Annotated in this window: 16 protein-coding genes; 11 read left to right on the top strand and 5 right to left on the bottom strand. The window is 71.8% G+C overall.

Going from position 1 to position 16,374, the window contains the following annotated elements:
- Positions 1 to 20 precede the first annotated feature (20 nt).
- Positions 21 to 923 carry a class I SAM-dependent methyltransferase gene (locus AB0P41_RS33985; protein WP_365935980.1) on the top strand — a complete coding sequence of 301 codons (903 nt, stop codon included), beginning with the start codon at positions 21 to 23 and terminating at the stop codon, positions 921 to 923.
- Position 924: 1 nt separating this feature from the next.
- On the opposite strand, the gene AB0P41_RS33980 is transcribed toward AB0P41_RS33985, so the two are convergent.
- Positions 925 to 1,617: a nucleotidyltransferase domain-containing protein gene (locus tag AB0P41_RS33980; RefSeq protein WP_365935979.1), complete on the bottom strand. Its 693-nt coding sequence runs from the start codon at positions 1,615 to 1,617 to the stop codon at positions 925 to 927.
- A gap of 159 nt (positions 1,618 to 1,776) precedes the next feature.
- Between AB0P41_RS33980 and aroH the strand changes: the two genes are divergently transcribed.
- The 5 genes from aroH (at position 1,777) to der (ending at position 6,274) form a co-directional block, all read left to right on the top strand.
- Positions 1,777 to 2,139: a chorismate mutase gene (gene aroH / locus AB0P41_RS33975; protein ID WP_356716243.1), complete on the top strand. Its 363-nt coding sequence runs from the start codon at positions 1,777 to 1,779 to the stop codon at positions 2,137 to 2,139.
- On the top strand, positions 2,136 to 3,221 hold the full coding sequence (locus AB0P41_RS33970) for a prephenate dehydrogenase (protein WP_365935978.1): 1,086 nt from the start codon (positions 2,136 to 2,138) through the stop codon (positions 3,219 to 3,221). Before aroH ends, AB0P41_RS33970 begins: the two co-directional genes overlap by 4 nt.
- A 145-nt stretch (positions 3,222 to 3,366) precedes the next feature.
- Positions 3,367 to 4,083, top strand: coding sequence for a (d)CMP kinase (cmk, locus tag AB0P41_RS33965; protein ID WP_356716239.1), 717 nt, complete (start codon positions 3,367 to 3,369; stop codon positions 4,081 to 4,083).
- The gene (locus AB0P41_RS33960; RefSeq protein ID WP_356716237.1) at positions 4,080 to 4,748 is read left to right on the top strand and encodes a lysophospholipid acyltransferase family protein; all 669 of its coding nucleotides are present in this window, start codon (positions 4,080 to 4,082) and stop codon (positions 4,746 to 4,748) included. Before cmk ends, AB0P41_RS33960 begins: the two co-directional genes overlap by 4 nt.
- A gap of 56 nt (positions 4,749 to 4,804) precedes the next feature.
- Positions 4,805 to 6,274 (top strand): ribosome biogenesis GTPase Der, encoded by a 1,470-nt coding sequence (gene der / locus AB0P41_RS33955; RefSeq protein WP_356716235.1) that lies wholly within the window; start codon positions 4,805 to 4,807, stop codon positions 6,272 to 6,274.
- A gap of 62 nt (positions 6,275 to 6,336) precedes the next feature.
- On the opposite strand, the gene AB0P41_RS33950 is transcribed toward der, so the two are convergent.
- Complete coding sequence (locus AB0P41_RS33950) at positions 6,337 to 6,642, bottom strand: hypothetical protein (RefSeq protein WP_356716234.1); 306 nt, start codon at positions 6,640 to 6,642, stop codon at positions 6,337 to 6,339.
- Positions 6,643 to 6,779: 137 nt separating this feature from the next.
- Complete coding sequence (locus tag AB0P41_RS33945) at positions 6,780 to 7,562, bottom strand: hypothetical protein (RefSeq protein ID WP_356716298.1); 783 nt, start codon at positions 7,560 to 7,562, stop codon at positions 6,780 to 6,782.
- A 311-nt stretch (positions 7,563 to 7,873) separates the two neighbouring features.
- Between AB0P41_RS33945 and AB0P41_RS33940 the strand changes: the two genes are divergently transcribed.
- Both AB0P41_RS33940 and AB0P41_RS33935 read left to right on the top strand, forming a co-directional pair.
- Positions 7,874 to 9,151 carry a glycosyltransferase family 4 protein gene (locus tag AB0P41_RS33940; RefSeq protein ID WP_365935977.1) on the top strand — a complete coding sequence of 426 codons (1,278 nt, stop codon included), beginning with the start codon at positions 7,874 to 7,876 and terminating at the stop codon, positions 9,149 to 9,151.
- Between the two features lie 345 nt (positions 9,152 to 9,496).
- Positions 9,497 to 9,712, top strand: a complete 216-nt coding sequence (locus AB0P41_RS33935; RefSeq protein ID WP_356716230.1) for an I78 family peptidase inhibitor — start codon at positions 9,497 to 9,499, stop codon at positions 9,710 to 9,712.
- 84 nt (positions 9,713 to 9,796) lie between these two features.
- Here AB0P41_RS33935 and AB0P41_RS33930 read toward each other — a convergent pair whose 3' ends face one another.
- Entirely contained in the window at positions 9,797 to 10,849 is a 1,053-nt protein-coding gene (locus AB0P41_RS33930) for a phosphatase PAP2 family protein (RefSeq protein ID WP_356716228.1), read from the bottom strand.
- A 477-nt stretch (positions 10,850 to 11,326) separates the two neighbouring features.
- On the opposite strand from AB0P41_RS33930, the gene AB0P41_RS33925 reads away from it, so the two are divergent.
- Together AB0P41_RS33925 and AB0P41_RS33920 are read left to right on the top strand one after the other, a co-directional pair.
- Complete coding sequence (locus tag AB0P41_RS33925) at positions 11,327 to 13,060, top strand: MFS transporter (protein WP_356716226.1); 1,734 nt, start codon at positions 11,327 to 11,329, stop codon at positions 13,058 to 13,060.
- An 89-nt stretch (positions 13,061 to 13,149) separates the two neighbouring features.
- Positions 13,150 to 14,379 (top strand): acyl-CoA dehydrogenase family protein, encoded by a 1,230-nt coding sequence (locus AB0P41_RS33920; RefSeq protein ID WP_356716224.1) that lies wholly within the window; start codon positions 13,150 to 13,152, stop codon positions 14,377 to 14,379.
- A gap of 22 nt (positions 14,380 to 14,401) precedes the next feature.
- On the opposite strand, the gene AB0P41_RS33915 is transcribed toward AB0P41_RS33920, so the two are convergent.
- Complete coding sequence (locus AB0P41_RS33915) at positions 14,402 to 14,842, bottom strand: cell division protein SepF (RefSeq protein WP_356716222.1); 441 nt, start codon at positions 14,840 to 14,842, stop codon at positions 14,402 to 14,404.
- A gap of 307 nt (positions 14,843 to 15,149) precedes the next feature.
- Between AB0P41_RS33915 and AB0P41_RS33910 the strand changes: the two genes are divergently transcribed.
- Positions 15,150 to 16,355 (top strand): DUF5685 family protein, encoded by a 1,206-nt coding sequence (locus tag AB0P41_RS33910; protein WP_356716220.1) that lies wholly within the window; start codon positions 15,150 to 15,152, stop codon positions 16,353 to 16,355.
- Positions 16,356 to 16,374: the final 19 nt, after the last annotated feature.

The following is a 16,374-nucleotide window of genomic DNA, read 5'->3' as shown; positions in this document are numbered from 1 at the left end:
ATCTTCGTAGGCTCGGTGGCATGACATCTTCCGCTTCCCCCACGCACCACCACGGCCCCGGCCACCACCACGAGCACGGCCATGGGCACGCGGACACCGGACAGGACGACGCCCTCGCCGTCGTACTCGATCTCGACGCCCGGATCTTCGCCCCTTACCTCGCCGCGGTGACCCGGCGGCTCGCCGAGATCGCCGGGGACGGCGTCGCGCACGTCGTCGACCTGGGATCGGGCACCGGAACCGGCACGTTCGCCCTGCTGGAACGCTTCCCCCAGGCCCGTGTGACCGCCGTCGACAGCTCACCCGCCATGCTCGCCCGGCTCGTCGAGGCGGCCAGGGCGAAGGGCCTGGGCGACCGGGTGGACACCCTGGAGACGGACGCGGGTGCCGGGCTCGCCGGCATCACGGACGCCGACCTCGTCTGGGCCTCGGCCTCCCTGCACCACGTGGACGACCCGGCCGCCGCCCTCGACGGGGTCCGTGCCGCACTGCGCCCCGGCGGACTGGTGGCCGTCGCCGAGCTCGACGGGATGCCGCGCTTCCTCCCGGACGACGCCGTGGCCGACCGCCCCGGCCTGGAGGCGCGCTGCCGCGCGGCGCTGGACGGCCTCCACGCCGAGCAGATGCCCCACATGGGCGCCGACTGGGGAGCCATGCTGGCCGGGGCCGGCCTCCTCGTCGAGGACGAGCGCACGGAGCGGCTGGAGCTGCGCGGCCCGCTGCCCCCCGGCGTCGGCCGGTACGCCCACGTCGTGCTCGACCGCATCCGTGGCGCCCTGGACGGCCGGGTCGACCCCGCGGACCTCGCCGCGCTCGGCACCCTGGTCGACGGAGGCCCGGCGGACGTGCGCCACCGGGACGACCTCGTCGTCCGCTCGACACGCAGCCTCTGGGTCGCCCGCCGCCCGGCGGACGCCGCCTGAGCTACGACTCCGCCGACGCCCGCCGGGTCCGGATCAGGAACGCCTCCACGCGGTTCCGGTCGGGCTCCGGCGGCAGCGGGGAGCGGGCGGCCGCCTCGTCGTTCTCCTCGGCCAGGCGTGTCATGCGGCGCTCCACCTCGGCCCACGGGACCTCGCCCCGCTGCACCGCCAGCAGATCCTCGCGCGCGTCCCCGACCTCGATCCGCAGCTCGCCCGTCCGCAGCAGGTCCCGGCAGGAGGCCAGCAGCCGCAGCAGATGCATGGCGTGCTTCCAGCGCGGAGCGCCGTGCGCCCGGACATCGGCCTCCAGCTTCCGCCGCTGCCCCAGTGCGTAACGTACGAACGTTCCGTGGGCCTGCCGGGACAGGAAGGCCCCGCGCAGATACAGGAGTTCGCGGCCCGTGGCGTCGGCCCGCTCCACGAGCGGGGAGTGCAGGCACTCCAGCACATTGGGGTTCGCCCGCAGCGCCAGCTCGCAGAAGCGCTCCAGCTCCCAGGAGAACTGCTCGTCGGCCGGACCCTCGACGTGGCCCGGAGGCTTCGTGAAGCCCCAGAACAGCGGGGTGGGTGCGAGGAAGACCCCGCGCAGGTCCGTGTCGCTGCCCTCGGTGGCCAGCCCGAAGGCGCGGGAGCCCATCACACAGGAGTAGACGGTGTGCTCCCGTACGAGCCGCGCGTCGTCAGGGGTGATCATGCGCGTGAGGGTACGCGCCCCACCGGAGCCGGACGCCGCCGCCCTCACAGTCGATCCGCCCGGAAGGCCGCGTCTCACGGACAGAGCACCGGTGACCGGCGGTGCCTCGGCACCTCTAGGCTGAAAGGGCACGCAGCACGAGGCGACGAGGGGTACGACGTGGCGGTACGAGCAGTCCGTGGAGCCGTCCAGCTGGACCGGGACGAGGCCGGTCACATGGACGAGCGGGTGAGTGAACTCCTCACCGCGGTCCTGGAACGCAATCAGCTCGTCGCCGACGACCTGATCAGCGTCTGGTTCACCGCCACCCCCGATCTGCACAGCGATTTCCCGGCCGCCGCGGCCCGGGGCCTCGGGATCGTCGACGTACCGCTGATCTGTGCGCAGGAGCTCGACATCACCGGGGCCATGCCCCGCGTGGTGCGTGTCATGGCCCATGTGGAGACGTATCTCTCCAAGTCCGAGATCAGCCACGTCTACCTCGGCGCCACCGGCGCCCTCCGCAAGGACATCGCCCAGTGAGAACCGCCCTGGTCATCGGAACCGGACTGGTCGGCACCTCCGCCGCCCTCGCCCTCGCGGGGCGCGGCGTCCAGGTGCACCTCGTCGACAGCGATCCGTCCTCGGCGCGGACCGCCGCCGCGCTCGGCGCCGGCACGGACGAGGCGCCCGAGCGCCCCGTCGACCTGGCGATCATCGCCGTGCCGCCCGCCCACACCGCGTCCGTGCTGGCCACGGCCATGCGGGACGGGGTCGCCCGCGCCTACCTCGACGTCGCCAGTGTCAAGGGCGGCCCGCGCCGTGAGCTGGAGGCGCTCGGCGTCGACCTCACGCCGTACATCGGCACGCACCCCATGGCCGGCAAGGAGCGCTCAGGCCCTCTCGCGGCGACCGCCGACCTCTTCGAGGGACGCCCCTGGGTCCTCACACCGACCCGGGAGACGGACACCGAGGTCCTCAACCTCGCCCTGGAACTGGTCGCGCTCTGCCGGGCCGTCCCGGTCGTCATGGACGCCGACGCCCACGACCGCGCCGTCGCCCTGGTCTCCCACACCCCGCAGCTGATCTCCTCGATGGTCGCCGCCCGGCTGGAGGAGGCCGACGAGACCGCCGTACGCCTGTGCGGCCAGGGGATCAGGGACGTCACCCGCATCGCGGCCTCCGACCCCCGGATGTGGGTGGAGATCCTCTCCGCCAACCCCGGGCCGGTCGCCGACGTGCTGGCGGGCGTCGCCACCGACCTGGACGAGACGGTACGAGCACTGCGCGGCCTGCAGTCCGCCGACGAGGACAAGCGCCGCACGGGCACCGAAGGCATCGAGGACGTCCTGCGGCGCGGCAACGCGGGCCGGGTCAGGGTCCCCGGCAAGCACGGGGCGGCCCCGGCCTCGTACGAGATCGTCGCCGTGCTCATCAGCGACCGGCCGGGCGAGCTGGCATCGATCTTCGCCGACGCGGGGCGGGCCGGCGTCAACATCGAGGACGTCCGCATCGAGCACGCCACCGGCCAGCAGGCCGGACTGGTCCAGCTCATGGTCGAGCCGAGCGCCGCACCCGCGCTGAGCGCGGCCCTCAGCGAACGGGGCTGGTCGATCCGCCCGTAAGGGTCTTTCGTCACGGAAGGCCGGGCGGGCCAGGGGGAGGCCCCGGCGACAGGGGTGCAAAGGCGCTTCGCGCACTCGGTAACCTTGTGGGGAGGGCGCCCCGGTCAGCCCTGCCCCGCTCCGCCCGTCCCCGTGTACCAGGAAGGTGTCCACCACCGTGGAAACCGTAAGCGCCGCCGCCCGGACCGCCCCGGCCGCAGTGATCGTCGCCATCGACGGCCCCTCCGGCACCGGCAAGTCGAGCACCTCCAAGGCCGTCGCCGCCCAGCTCGGCCTGAGCTACCTGGACACCGGCGCGCAGTACCGGGCGATCACGTGGTGGATGCTGAACAACGGCATCGACGTGCAGAACCCGGCCGAGATCGCCACGGCCGCCGCCAAGCCGGTCATCGTCTCCGGCACGGACCCGTCCGCCCCGACGATCACCGTCGACGGCGAGGACGCCTCGGGTCCCATCCGCACCCAGGAGGTCACCTCCAAGGTCAGCGCCGTCAGCGCCGTACCCGAGGTGCGCGCCCTGATCACCGAGCTGCAGCGCTCGATCGCCAAGGAGGCCGAGCGCGGCATCGTCGTCGAGGGCCGTGACATCGGCACCACGGTGCTGCCCGACGCCGACATCAAGATCTTCCTGACCGCCTCCCCGGAGGCGCGCGCCGCGCGCCGCAGCGGTGAGGTCAAGGGCTCCGACCTGGCCGCCACCCGGGAGGCGCTGATCAAGCGGGACGCCGCGGACTCCGGCCGCAAGACCTCACCGCTGGCCAAGGCCGGGGACGCCGTCGAGGTGGACACCACGGACCTGACCCTCGGGCAGGTCATCGAGTGCGTCGTCACCCTCGTCGGGGAGAAGCAGGCCGCGAAGTGACCGAAGCCACCACCGCGCCGACGCTGCGCGGAGCGGCCGTCGGGCGCGGGATCGGCATCGGGCTCATGTACGGGCTGTTCAGGCCCCGTGTGCTCGGGGCATGGCGCGTCCCCACCACGGGACCCGTCATACTCGCGGTGAACCACGCGCACAATCTCGACGGACCGATGCTGATGGGCACCGCGCCCCGGCCCGTCCACTTCCTCATCAAGAAGGAGGCGTTCGTCGGCCCCCTCGATCCGTTCCTCCGTGGAATCGGGCAGCTGAAGGTGGACCGTACGACCGTCGACCGCAATGCCATCACGCAGGCACTCGGCGTGCTGGACGACGGCGGTGTCCTCGGGATCTTCCCCGAGGGCACCAGGGGCGAGGGCGACTTCGCCTCCCTGCGCGCGGGGCTCGCGTACTTCGCGGTGCGCGGCGGGGCGCCGATCGTCCCCGTCGCGGTCCTGGGAAGCACGGAGCGCCGCGGACGGTTGATATCAGCACTGCCTCCGCTGCGGAGCAGGGTCGACGTCGTCTTCGGCGACGCCTTCCAGGCAGGCGACGGCAGCGGCCGGCGGACCAGGAAGGCGCTGGACGAGGCGACTCTCCGGATCCAGGGGGAGCTGACCGCGCACCTGGAGAACGCCAGGCGCCTCACCGGGCGCCCGGTCAGGACTTGAGTAGTGGGCCGCGCGATCGCGGCCCATCGATGATGATGCAAAGAGGAACGGACTTCATGAACGACCAGATTCACTCCGGCGGCTCGGACCACGAGCACGGAGCACTTGGCGATGCCGAGTACGCGGAGTTCATGGAGCTCGCCGCGCAGGAGGGGTTCGACCCCGAGGAGGTCGAGGGCGCGATCGGTGCGGCCGGTCACGGACCGCTTCCCGTGCTCGCCGTCGTCGGCCGCCCGAATGTCGGCAAGTCGACCCTGGTGAACCGGATCATCGGCCGCCGTGAGGCCGTCGTCCAGGACAAGCCGGGCGTGACCCGTGACCGCGTCAGCTACGAGGCCGAGTGGGCCGGGCGCCGCTTCAAGGTCGTCGACACCGGCGGCTGGGAGCAGGACGTCCTCGGCCTCGACGCCTCCGTCGCCGCCCAGGCCGAGTACGCGATCTCGACGGCCGACGCGGTCGTCTTCGTCGTCGACGCGACGGTCGGCGCGACCGACACCGACGAGGCCGTCGTCAGGCTGCTGCGCAAGGCCAAGAAGCCCGTCGTCCTCTGCGCCAACAAGGTCGACGGACAGAGCGGCGAGGCCGACGCCACCGCGCTCTGGTCGCTCGGCCTCGGCGAGCCGCACCCGGTCTCCTCCCTGCACGGCCGCGGCACCGGAGACATGCTGGACGCCGTCCTGGAGGCGCTGCCCGAGGCACCGGCCCAGACCTTCGGCACCGCGCTCGGCGGGCCCCGCCGCATCGCGCTCATCGGCCGCCCCAACGTCGGCAAGTCCTCGCTGCTGAACAAGGTCGCCAACGAGGACCGCGTCGTCGTCAACGAGCTGGCAGGCACCACCCGTGACCCGGTCGACGAGCTGATCGAGCTCGGCGGCGTCACCTGGAAGTTCATCGACACGGCCGGTATCCGCCGCAAGGTCCACCTCCAGGAGGGCGCGGACTACTACGCCTCGCTGCGTACCGCCGCCGCCGTGGAGAAGGCCGAGGTCGCCGTCATCCTGATCGACTCGAGCGAGTCCATCAGCGTCCAGGACCAGCGCATCGTCACCATGGCCGTGGAAGCGGGCCGGGCGATCGTGCTCGCCTTCAACAAGTGGGACACCCTCGACGAGGAGCGCCGCTACTACCTGGAGCGCGAGATCGACACGGAGCTCGCGCAGGTCGCCTGGGCCCCGCGCGTCAACGTCTCGGCCGTCACCGGCCGGCACATGGAGAAGCTGGTCCCGGCGATCGAGACCGCGATCGAGGGCTGGGAGACCCGCATCCCCACCGGCAGGCTCAACGCCTTCCTCGGTGAGATCGTCGCCTCCCACCCGCACCCCGTGCGCGGCGGCAAGCAGCCCCGCATCCTCTTCGGCACCCAGGCGGGCACCAAGCCGCCGCGGTTCGTCCTCTTCTCGTCCGGCTTCCTGGAGCACGGCTACCGCCGCTTCGTCGAACGCCGCCTGCGCGAGGAGTTCGGGTTCGAGGGCACGCCGATCCACATCTCCGTGCGGGTGCGCGAGAAGCGCGGCCGCAAGAAGTGAGCTGAGGATCACGGCGAAGCCCCCTGGACCCGCAAGGGACCCAGGGGGCTTCGCCGTGATCCTCAGGTGTCCGTGGACCCGGGCGGCAGCGCCGCGGGCCGGGCACGCCCGGCATGCCGTCCGACCCGCTGCCAGGAACCGGGGTTGCCGCCGCCCGAGCTGTGGCTGCCCTGGGCGTTCGCCGCGGTACGGCCGCTCAGCGGTGCACGGCTGCCGAACGTCCCGATGCCGAACGTTCTGAAGCCGAGATTCTCCTCACCGGTGCGGTCCCCGGGAAGCGCCCGGAACGATCGCCTGTACTCGGAGTACAGCGCGTCGTAGATCGGGGTGGGGGACTTGCCGCCCGAGGGGTCCTGCGACGGGCGCATGGCCGGAATCGGGGTCTGCTGCTGGCGAGGAGGGTCGTATGAGTGCACGTAGGTGCCAACGACCTCACCGCCCGTCGGATGCGGGCCTGACGGAGAAAACGCTGTTCGGCGGGAGGGGAAGGGCAGCGGGGACACGGTCAGGTCCCGGCGAGCGGCATCGTCGCGGCGACCAGGAGGCCGTTGACCGCGGCCTTGTCCAGCGCGTCGCGGAGCAGGTCCTCGCGCGGCTGCTGCCCGATGGAACCGGCCGGAGCGGCGAACACCAGGACGCTCTGCGCCTTGTTGGCCGCCGTGCGCCAGCCCTCGGTGACCTGGAGCGGCTGGTGCGCCTGCCACCAGGCGACGGGGTTGCCGCCGCCGGCGCCGGGCTGGAGCACCGCGTGCAGCTGGCCCATGGCGAGGAGGACGGACCAGCCGGCGAGGACGCCGGGCAGCCGGTTGAGATGGGGCGTCGGCTGGAAGCCCTGTTCCAGCAGGAGCTGGAGGAACTGATCGCCGCCGCTGCCGTCCGTGCCGGGCCGGGCGATCGGCCCGGTCGGTTCGACGACGAGGGCGGGGCGGAGGTCGTCCTCGATCAGGACGAGACCGCTGGTGATGCCGAGGACGGCCTGTTCGGGCATGAGGCCCTCCGGATTCTTCTGCTCGCTGCCGGTGATGGACCGCACGGCGCCCTGGAGCTGGTCCTCCGCGACCTGGACGACCTGCGAGGGGATGCAGGTCGCGTGGGCGAAGGCGAGCACGGCGGTCTCGTCGCCCACGAACAGCACCGTGCTGGTGCGCTCCTGGTCGGAGTCGCCGGGGGTGCGGCACGAGGTGCAGTCGTAACTGCCTGGTGCACTGTCGCCGACGAGCAGCCGGTCGGCTTCGGCATCGCCGATCTCGGCGCGTACGTCCTCGCTTACGTCGAGCATGCGCGGCACGGGTGGCTCCTCGAACTCGGTGCGTGGGCCGGGCGGTTCCCGGCTCATGGAAGACAACGGAAGACCCGGGGCCGGGGTCACGCGCGAATCGGGAGATTAAGAGACCGGTCAAGCGCCGGAGCCGGCAGGCCGATGAACCGGAGGAGCGCGCGGACGAACCGGAGCCCAACCTTCCGTGCAACGGCCCCTGATGCACGCGCCTTCGTTCGAAACGTCACGGCCTTGTGCGACTCCTGTGCGAATGCTGTGTCGTGACCTGACGCCACGTAGGGTCCGTTGCAGACCAGTCGAACAGGGGAAACGACTCCGTAATGCACATTTCATTTCTGCTTCACAACGCGTACGGCATCGGGGGAACGATCCGTACCACCTTCACGCTCGCCAGGACCCTGGCGGAACAGCACGACGTCGAGATCGTCTCCGTCTTCCGGCACCGCGACGAGCCCAAGCTCGGCGCACCCGAGGGGGTGCGGATGAGCCACCTCGTCGATCTGCGCAAGTCGAGCCCGGGGTACGACGGGGAGGCCGAGGAGCACGCCAGGCCCGCGTCGGTCTTCCCTCGTGGCGACACCAGGCACCGGCAGTACAGCAGACTCACCGACAGCCGTATCGCGGCTCATCTGGGCGCCCTGGAAGCCGATGTCGTCGTCGGTACACGCCCCGGCCTCAACGTCCACATCAGCCGGCAGGCGCGGCGCGGCCCGGCACGGGTCGGCCAGGAGCACCTCACCCTGGAGAGCCACGGCTACCGCCTGCGCCGGGAGATAAGCCACCGGTACCAGCAGCTCGACGCGGTCACCACCGTCACCGAGGCCGATGCCCGGGACTACCGCACCGGTCTCCGGCTGCCCGGCGTGCGGATCGAGGCGATCCCGAACAGCGTGCCCGAGCCCGCCGGCGCGCCCGCGGACTGCGACGCCAAGTCGATCGTGGCGGCGGGCCGGCTGCACCGGGTCAAGCGCTACGACGTGCTGATCCGGGCCTTCGCCGAGATCGCGGCGGTACGCCCGGAGTGGCGCCTGCGGATCTACGGAGCCGGGGACGCGTCCGGCAACGAGCAGAAGCCCCTGCGCGGGCTCGTGGACGAGCTCGGACTGCGGGAGCGGGTTCTCCTCATGGGTTCGGCCGATCCGATGGAGGAGGAGTGGCCCAAGAGCTCCATCGCCGCCGTCACCTCCGAGCGGGAGTCGTTCGGCATGACCATCGTGGAGGCGATGAGGTGCGGAGTGCCGGTCGTGGCGACTGACTGCCCCCACGGGCCGGCCGAGATCATCGACGACGGCACGGACGGGCGGCTGGTTCCGCCGGGGGACACCCACGCGTTCGCAGAGGCCCTGCTCGGCCTGATCGACGACGACGCCCTGCGGCACCGCATGGGCCGGGCCGCACGGGCCTCGGCCGCGCGGTTCGACCCCGCACCGATCGCCGAGCGGCACGAGAGGCTCTTCGCCGAGCTGGCCGCACAGGGCGGCGGGACACGGTCACAGAGCGTCCTGCGCAGTGCCTACCACCGGTCCAGGGGCGGCGTGCTGGACGGGGCGTACGCGCTGCGTTACAAGGCCGCGGCGGTGATCCGCAAGGGGGCCTGAGCCGGCGCGCCGGGCGGTGGCCCAAAAGGTAAGGGATGCATAAGGAGGGGTGAATTCGAGGTGGCCTGCCCGCATATTCTTCTTTCTGGAGTCTCCGGAATAAGAACACGCGCGGTACCCTCCCCCTCCTCAATTTCCTCCCGGGGGCTCTCTCGGCTGCATTTCCCGGATGTCTCGTAATTCAGTCCGAGTGGGGTCCGGCTGCCGTTCGGGTGAAGTCGTCCCGGGTAAACACGCGTGGGGATCCTGTGACACAAGCGTGACCGCCGGGGGACACGGAGATGCATCGGGACCCGTGACCGCCACCGCTTCCGCCGCGTCGCCGGGCGGCCTACGGTGAGAGGTATGGCATCTGTACCGACCCCTCCCGCCCAGCCGGACGACACCCCCGAGACGTACGTCGGCCTCGACGCGGAGGCCGCCGAACGGCAGGCCAGAGCGCGTGGCTGGAGCACGGTCCGGGCTCTTGCGCCGGGCACCGTCATCACCATGGAGTTCCGTGGCGGGCGCATCAACTTCGAGGTGGACGCCTCGACCGTGACCCGCTGCTGGGTCGGCTGACCCCGGCCCGCACGAGCGAAGGCCCCGACCGGAGTCGGGGCCTTCGCTCTGCGTGGGCGTCGGCAGCGCTCACGTTTCCGCAGGTCAGGGAGCGACCGGGCCACCCGCCACCGGGCGGGACTGCCCCGCGCTGTTCCTCGGCGAGCGGTCCGCGTGGGGCGGGCGGCGGGAGCCGGCCGGAGCCGGCGGTGTCCGGTCCGGACGTGCGGGGTGTGCCGGATGCGCCCGGGCCCTGGCGGGGGTCCCCGGGTGTCCCGCGCCCGCGGTCCCCGGCGCCCCTGGCGCCGCGGCCTTGCTCGCGGCTTCCTGTTCCCCCTCGGCGGCCGCTCCACCGCCCAGCGCCTGCGGCAGCAGCACCGGCTCCGGGGTCACGGGAGAAGGCGGTACGGGCTTGCGGAGCCGCCTGCGGCGGTTCCGCCACTGCTCGCGCACCGCGAGGATCAGGACCTCGGCCCTCGTGATCAGCGGCTCGAACCACGGCAGGGCGAGCAGGATCAGCAGGCCGGCGGCCCAGCCCAGCAGGACGTCGCTGAGCCAGTGGGTGCCGATGTAGACCGTGGTGAGCCCCACGCCCAGCGAGACGAAGGCCGACACGGCCGACAGATAGCGCCTGGCTCGCGGCGTGGTGGCCAGGTAAGCAAGGATTCCCCAGGTCACGACGGCGTTGGCGGTGTGGCCCGAAGGAAATATATCGCCGCCGGCGAAGAGCTCCGCCGAGCCGATCTGGGTGGCGTAGTGCGGGCCGAGCCGCCCCAGACCGAGCTTGACCGCGCCCACCGACAGGTTGAGCAGCAGCAGGGACGCACCCAGCGTGAGCAGTGGGCGCAGCGTGTGCTGGCGCCAGGAGCGCCAGCCGAGCCAGGCGGCGACCATCACGGCCGTGGGGCCACGCTGGCCGAGCACGACGTAGTAGTCGAGGAAGGCGTGGAGCTCCGGCCACTGCTGGTACGGCCGGAACAGCATGACCTTCCAGTCGAGGGCCACCAGCCAGGACGAGACCAGCACCGCGACGACGATGGCGAGATAGAACGCCAAAGTCCCGCCGAAGAGAGCGATGCGGTGAGGACTCATCCGCGGGGTCTCTATCTTCGGCGGTTCCGGCTCCCGGTCCAGACGGGCAAAGATGTCGGTACGCACACAATGGACGTTACAGCGAGTGAGTGTGTGATCCGGCCGATCCCGCGTCTTTGTGATGACGATGTGATGTGGACTTTGTCTCAGACAGGTATCTATTCCCGGCGTGCCGGGGAATGGGTTCCGGCCCGTCGCCTATTAGTTTCCCGCGCTATTCGTAGAAATGTTTGGGTGTCGATGGAATGGCGCAGCGTGACCACGCCGGGGAGCCGGGGTGCCATTCGGAGGGCCACCGTCCGGCGCACCGACACGCCGCCGGGGGACCGGTGCGACCGGCCGGGCGGCCCCTCTCGCGGGGGTGCGGAGTGGCGTACGCCACACCCGGTGGCCGGCGAACGTATGAGCTGCACCACGCGTGACCACCTGGAACTCGCGTACGCTGACGGCTCACTCGCCCGTCGATGCCGGGCCCGGGGGACGCCGTGAGCCGGCCCCAGCAGGTCTGCCGAGCGCGAGGGACTCATTGTGGGAGGTACGTACATGACTGGGACGTCCACGGCCGTGAGCAGGCTGCGCGCGGCAGCCGACGGTGCCAACCGCTGGGTCGTCCTGGTCGTCCTCTGCCTCAGTCTCCTGCTCGTCGCGCTCGACGCGACCGTGCTGCACGTCGCCGTCCCCGCCGTCACCGAGGACCTGCGGCCCAGCGCCACCGGCCTGCTGTGGATCGTGGACGCCTACCCGCTGGTCTGTGCCTCGCTGCTGATCCTCTTCGGCACGCTCGGCGACCGGATCGGCAGACGGCGTGTCCTCCTCTTCGGTTACGCGCTCTTCGGCGTCGCCTCCGCGCTCGCCGCCACAGCCGATTCGCCCGGTGTGCTGATCGCCGCACGCGCCCTGCTCGGCGTGGGCGGCGCGATGATCATGCCGGCCACGCTGTCGATACTCCGCCAGGTCTTTCCCGACCGCCGCGAGCGAGCCCTGGCCATCGGGGTGTGGACCGCGGTCGCCGCCGTCGGAGCCGCGACCGGGCCGGTCATCGGCGGCTTCCTCGTGGAGCACTACTGGTGGGGCTCCGTCTTCCTGATCAACATCCCGCTCATGATGGTGATCCTCCCGGTCGGCCGCTGGCTGCTGCCCGAGTCCCGCGGCGTGGCCGACGGCCCGTGGGACGTGCTCGGCGCGATGACGGCCGCGGCCGGCGTGCTCGGAGCGGTCCTCGGGATCAAGCGGATCGGCGGCGGCGAAGGGTTGCTGCACCCCGCCGCCCTGGTCCCGCTGTGCGCGGGAGCCGCCCTGCTCGTCCTCTTCGTACGCAGGCAGAAGCGGCGTACGCACCCGCTGATCGACATCGCGATGTTCTCCCGGCCCGCCTTCACCACCGCGGTCGGCTGCATCGTGCTCGCCATGCTGGCCCTGGTCGGCCTGGAGCTGATCGCGGTCCAGTACCTCCAGCTGGTGCTGGACCTGAGTCCGCTGGAGACCGGTCTGCGGCTGCTGCCGCTGACCTTCGCCGCGATGGCGGCGGGGGCCACGGGCTCGTACACCCTGAGCCGTGTCGGTCCGCGAAGGATGGTCGGCTGGGGCTTCGTGCTCACGGCGGCCTCGGTGCTCCTGCTGACCCTGATGGGCCAGCACGACCGGCCCGTGCTGCTGACCGCCGGCTTCGTGCTGCTGGGTTTCGGGCTGCAGTCCACGCTGTTCGGGGCGTACGAGTCGATGCTGAGCGAGGTCCCCGCCGAACGGGCCGGCGGCGCGGCCGCGATCGGCGAGACTTCCTACCAGCTGGGTGCGGGCATGGGCATCGCCCTGCTCGGCAGTGTCATGAACGCGGCCTACGCCCCCGGGCTCTCCCGGCTCCACGAGGAGGGTGTGCCGGCCGCCGCCGGGTCGGCGGCCTCGCACTCGCTGGGCGAGGCCTACCAGGTGGCCGGCCGGCTGGGCGGCCCCATGGGCGACCTGCTGAGGAACACGGCCCGGCACGCCTTCGTCGACGGCCTCCACATCACCCTGCTGGTCAGCGCGGGTCTCCTGCTGCTCGGTGCGCTGGCGGCGTTGCGTCTGCCACGCGCCATGGACTGCCCGCCGGTGAAGGATGCCTGCCGGGAGCGGGACGCCGCCCTCCCGGAGCAGGCCACCGGTCCCGGAACGGCCGGGTCCGCACCGCGTGGCGAGCACCGTCCGCTCGCGGCGTCCGACGCCCCCGCGCGCCGGGTCCCCCTCCCCTCCCGGCGTGAACCCGCCGAGGCATCGGGCTCTGGACGATCGGCACGCTGAGCCGTAACGTCGGCACGGCGCCGTAACTACCACTGCTAGTTTTAGTACCGTGGCGTGTTTCTGTACCGTGCGAGCCGCCGGAGGCACTGATGTCCACCACCGAGTCCGCGAAGCCGTCCGTGCCGATGAAGGCCCCGCCGTTCGATCCGGGTGACCCGCTCGGCATCGACGACCTCCTCGACCCCGAGGACCTGGCGATCCGCGACACCGTGCGCACCTGGGCCGCCGACCGGGTCCTCCCGCACATCGCCGAGTGGTACGAGAACGGCGAGCTCCCGGGCATCCGCGAGCTGGCCCGCGAGCTGGGCTCGCTCGGCGCGCTGGGCATGTCCCTGCAGGGGTACGGCTGCGCCGGGGCGAGCGCCGTCCAGTACGGCCTGGCCTGTCTGGAGCTGGAGGCCGCCGACTCAGGCATCCGCTCCCTGGTCTCCGTCCAGGGTTCGCTCGCCATGTACGCGATCCACCGCTTCGGCTCGGAGGAGCAGAAGCAGCGGTGGCTGCCCGGCATGGCGGCCGGTGAGACGATCGGGTGCTTCGGCCTCACCGAACCGGACCACGGCTCCGATCCCGCGGGGATGCGGACCTACGCGGAGCGGGACGGCGAGGACTGGGTCCTCACCGGCCGCAAGATGTGGATCACCAACGGATCGGTCGCCGGGGTCGCCGTCGTATGGGCGCAGACCGACCAGGCGGGTGGCGGCTCCGGGATCCGCGGCTTCGTCGTGCCGACGGACAGCCCCGGCTTCTCCGCACCCGAGATCAGGCACAAGTGGTCGCTGCGCGCCTCGGTCACCAGCGAGCTGGTGCTGGACGGCGTGCGGCTGCCCGCCGACGCGGTCCTGCCCGGAGCCACCGGGCTGCGCGGCCCGCTCAGCTGCCTCAGCCACGCCCGCTACGGCATCGTCTGGGGCGCCATGGGCGCGGCGCGCGCCAGTTTCGAGGCGGCACTCGACTACGCGAAGTCCCGTGAGCAGTTCGGCAGGCCCATCGGCGGGTTCCAGCTCACCCAGGCCAAGCTGGCGGACATGGCCCTGGAGCTCCACAAGGGCATCCTGCTCGCCCACCACCTGGGCCGCCGGATGGACGCCGGCCGGATCCGCCCCGAGCAGGTCAGCTTCGGGAAGCTCAACAACGTGCGGGAGGCGATCGAGATCTGCCGTACCTCGCGCACGATCCTCGGTGCCAACGGGATCTCGCTCGAATACCCCGTGATGCGGCACGCGACGAACCTGGAGTCGGTGCTCACCTACGAGGGCACCGTGGAGATGCACCAGCTGGTGCTGGGCAAGGCGCTCACCGGCCTGGACGCTTTCCGGTAGGGCTCTCCGGCGAGCGCCCTGCTCAGCTCTGGTTGAAGAAGCCGTCGGCGGGCCGTCCGGCGGCTTCCCCGTTGACCACCTGGGTGTGGGCGGGTGACAGCAGGAAGACCCGGGTCGCCACGCGGTCGATCGAACCGTGCAGGCCGAAGATCAGTCCCGCGGCGAAGTCCACGACGCGCTTGGCGTCGCCGGGGTCCATCGCGGTGAGGTTGACGATCACCGGCACACCGTCCCGGAAGAGCTCGCCGATGGCGCGCGCGTCCCGGAAGCTGTCCGGGGTGACGGTGGCGATCCGGCGGCCCTTGTCCTCGGCCTTCTCGGAGGCGACCCGCACGCGCGGGTCGGTCACCCAGGGCTGATGCGTGCCGGTCTCAGCATCTTCGGAGTACTCGTCGTCGTAGTACCGCTCGTCGTTGTCCTCCACGAGGCCCAGCCAGGCGCTCGCCTTGCGCACCGATCCCATGGACGCCTCCTCTCACCGCGGTTCGTTGGTTCCCTGTCTCTTTCCTATCCCCATGGTCGTCCATGATGCGGATACAGCGCCAAGGGGATAGTCGCCGTGCAGGCGATTCGTGACGCTACTGGTGCAGAAGATGTGGCGATTCGTCAGGGTTCATACCGCATAGGGGGGCTTGCGGAAGGAAAATATGATGCACCCGTCCGTACGGGTGAGATGGGGGGCGTACGGGTGAACGCACGGCTCGATACGATGCACCCCGCGCAGGCGCACGAGCGCGGCTCGTCAGGTGAACGGCTCCCGGGGGATCGTCGTGTTCGGAATCGTGAGGCCATGTACCCATCGGCTGTCCGAGGGGCTCAAGACCGAGTGGATGGCCCATCTCTGCGGGCTCTGTCTCGCTCTTCGCGCGGACCACGGGCAGTTCGCCCGGGTCGTCACGAACTACGACGGCCTGATCGTCTCGGTCCTGACGGAGGCTCAGTCCGAGCGCTCCGCCGGGCAGCGGCGCACCGCGGGTCCCTGCCCTCTGCGCTCCATGCGGACGGCTCCGGTCGCCCGCGGGGAGGGGGCCAGGCTCGCCGCCGCCGTGTCGCTCGTGCTGGCGTCCGCGAAGGTGCGCGACCATGTGGCCGACCGGGACGGGCTGTTGAAGCGGCGCCCGGTGGCCGCCGCCGCACGCCGGGTCGCGGCGGGCTGGGACAGGGCGGGCGCGCGCACCGGCGCCGAGCTCGGCTTCGACACCGCGGTCCTGGTCGACGCGGTCGACCGGCAGACCGGCATCGAGTCCCTCGCCGGCCCCGGCACCCCGCTGCTGACCGTGACCGAGCCCACCGAGACGGCGACGGCCGCGGCCTTCGCACACACCGCCGTCCTCGCGGGCAAGCCGCAGAACGCGGAGCCGCTCGCCGAGGCGGGGCGGCTCTTCGGACGGCTCGCCCATCTGCTGGACGCCGTCGAGGACCGCGAAGCTGACGCCGCGTCGGGTGCCTGGAACCCGCTCACCGCGACCGGTACACCGCTCACCGAGGCCCGCCGCCTCTGCGACGACGCGCTCCACGGCGTGCGCCTGGCGATGAGGGACGCGGAATTCACCCACGGCACGCTGGCGCACATGCTGCTGGTGCACGAGCTGCGGCGCTCGGTGGACAGGGCCTTCGGCCCCGGGACGTGCGAGCACCAGGCCGGCGGGCAGCCCTCGGGCGCCTACGGCCCGGTACCCGGCAATCCGTACGCCCCGACCCCGGGAGGCCCGTCCGGCCCTCCGGGCCCGCCGCTCCCGCCCGAGCCGCCCCGCAACCGGCGTGGCCTCATAGCCGGCTGCCTGGTCTGGGCGGGGCTCGCCTGCACCTGCCAGATGTGCTGTGCCGGCAGCTTCCACGACCCGTGGAGCGGTCAGGAGCGCGAAGGGCTCTGTCGTAACAACAGCTGCGGTGACTGGTGCGAGGGCTGCTGCGAGTGCTGCAGCTGCTGTGACAAGTGCGGCAACTGCTGCGACGGCTGCGGGTGCGACTGCTGACGAGAAGTCAGCCGGCCGG

The organism is Streptomyces sp. NPDC079167 (assembly GCF_040686735.1).
Taxonomy (GTDB): Bacteria; Actinomycetota; Actinomycetes; order Streptomycetales; family Streptomycetaceae; genus Streptomyces.
The sequence above is the reverse complement of the archived record's forward strand: the minus strand, read 5'-3'. Positions and strand labels throughout refer to the sequence as shown.

Excerpts from the sequence above, each read along its gene's own strand:
- der (WP_356716235.1), top strand. The coding sequence starts at position 4,805 with ATGAACGACCAGATTCACTCCGGCGGCTCGGACCACGAGCACGGAGCA.
- AB0P41_RS33950 (WP_356716234.1), bottom strand. The coding sequence starts at position 6,642 with ATGCGCCCGTCGCAGGACCCCTCGGGCGGCAAGTCCCCCACCCCGATC.
- AB0P41_RS33915 (WP_356716222.1), bottom strand. The coding sequence starts at position 14,842 with ATGGGATCGGTGCGCAAGGCGAGCGCCTGGCTGGGCCTCGTGGAGGAC.
- AB0P41_RS33935 (WP_356716230.1), top strand. The coding sequence starts at position 9,497 with ATGGCATCTGTACCGACCCCTCCCGCCCAGCCGGACGACACCCCCGAG.
- AB0P41_RS33920 (WP_356716224.1), top strand. The coding sequence starts at position 13,150 with ATGTCCACCACCGAGTCCGCGAAGCCGTCCGTGCCGATGAAGGCCCCG.
- AB0P41_RS33925 (WP_356716226.1), top strand. The coding sequence starts at position 11,327 with ATGACTGGGACGTCCACGGCCGTGAGCAGGCTGCGCGCGGCAGCCGAC.
- AB0P41_RS33985 (WP_365935980.1), top strand. The coding sequence starts at position 21 with ATGACATCTTCCGCTTCCCCCACGCACCACCACGGCCCCGGCCACCAC.
- AB0P41_RS33980 (WP_365935979.1), bottom strand. The coding sequence starts at position 1,617 with ATGATCACCCCTGACGACGCGCGGCTCGTACGGGAGCACACCGTCTAC.
- AB0P41_RS33940 (WP_365935977.1), top strand. The coding sequence starts at position 7,874 with ATGCACATTTCATTTCTGCTTCACAACGCGTACGGCATCGGGGGAACG.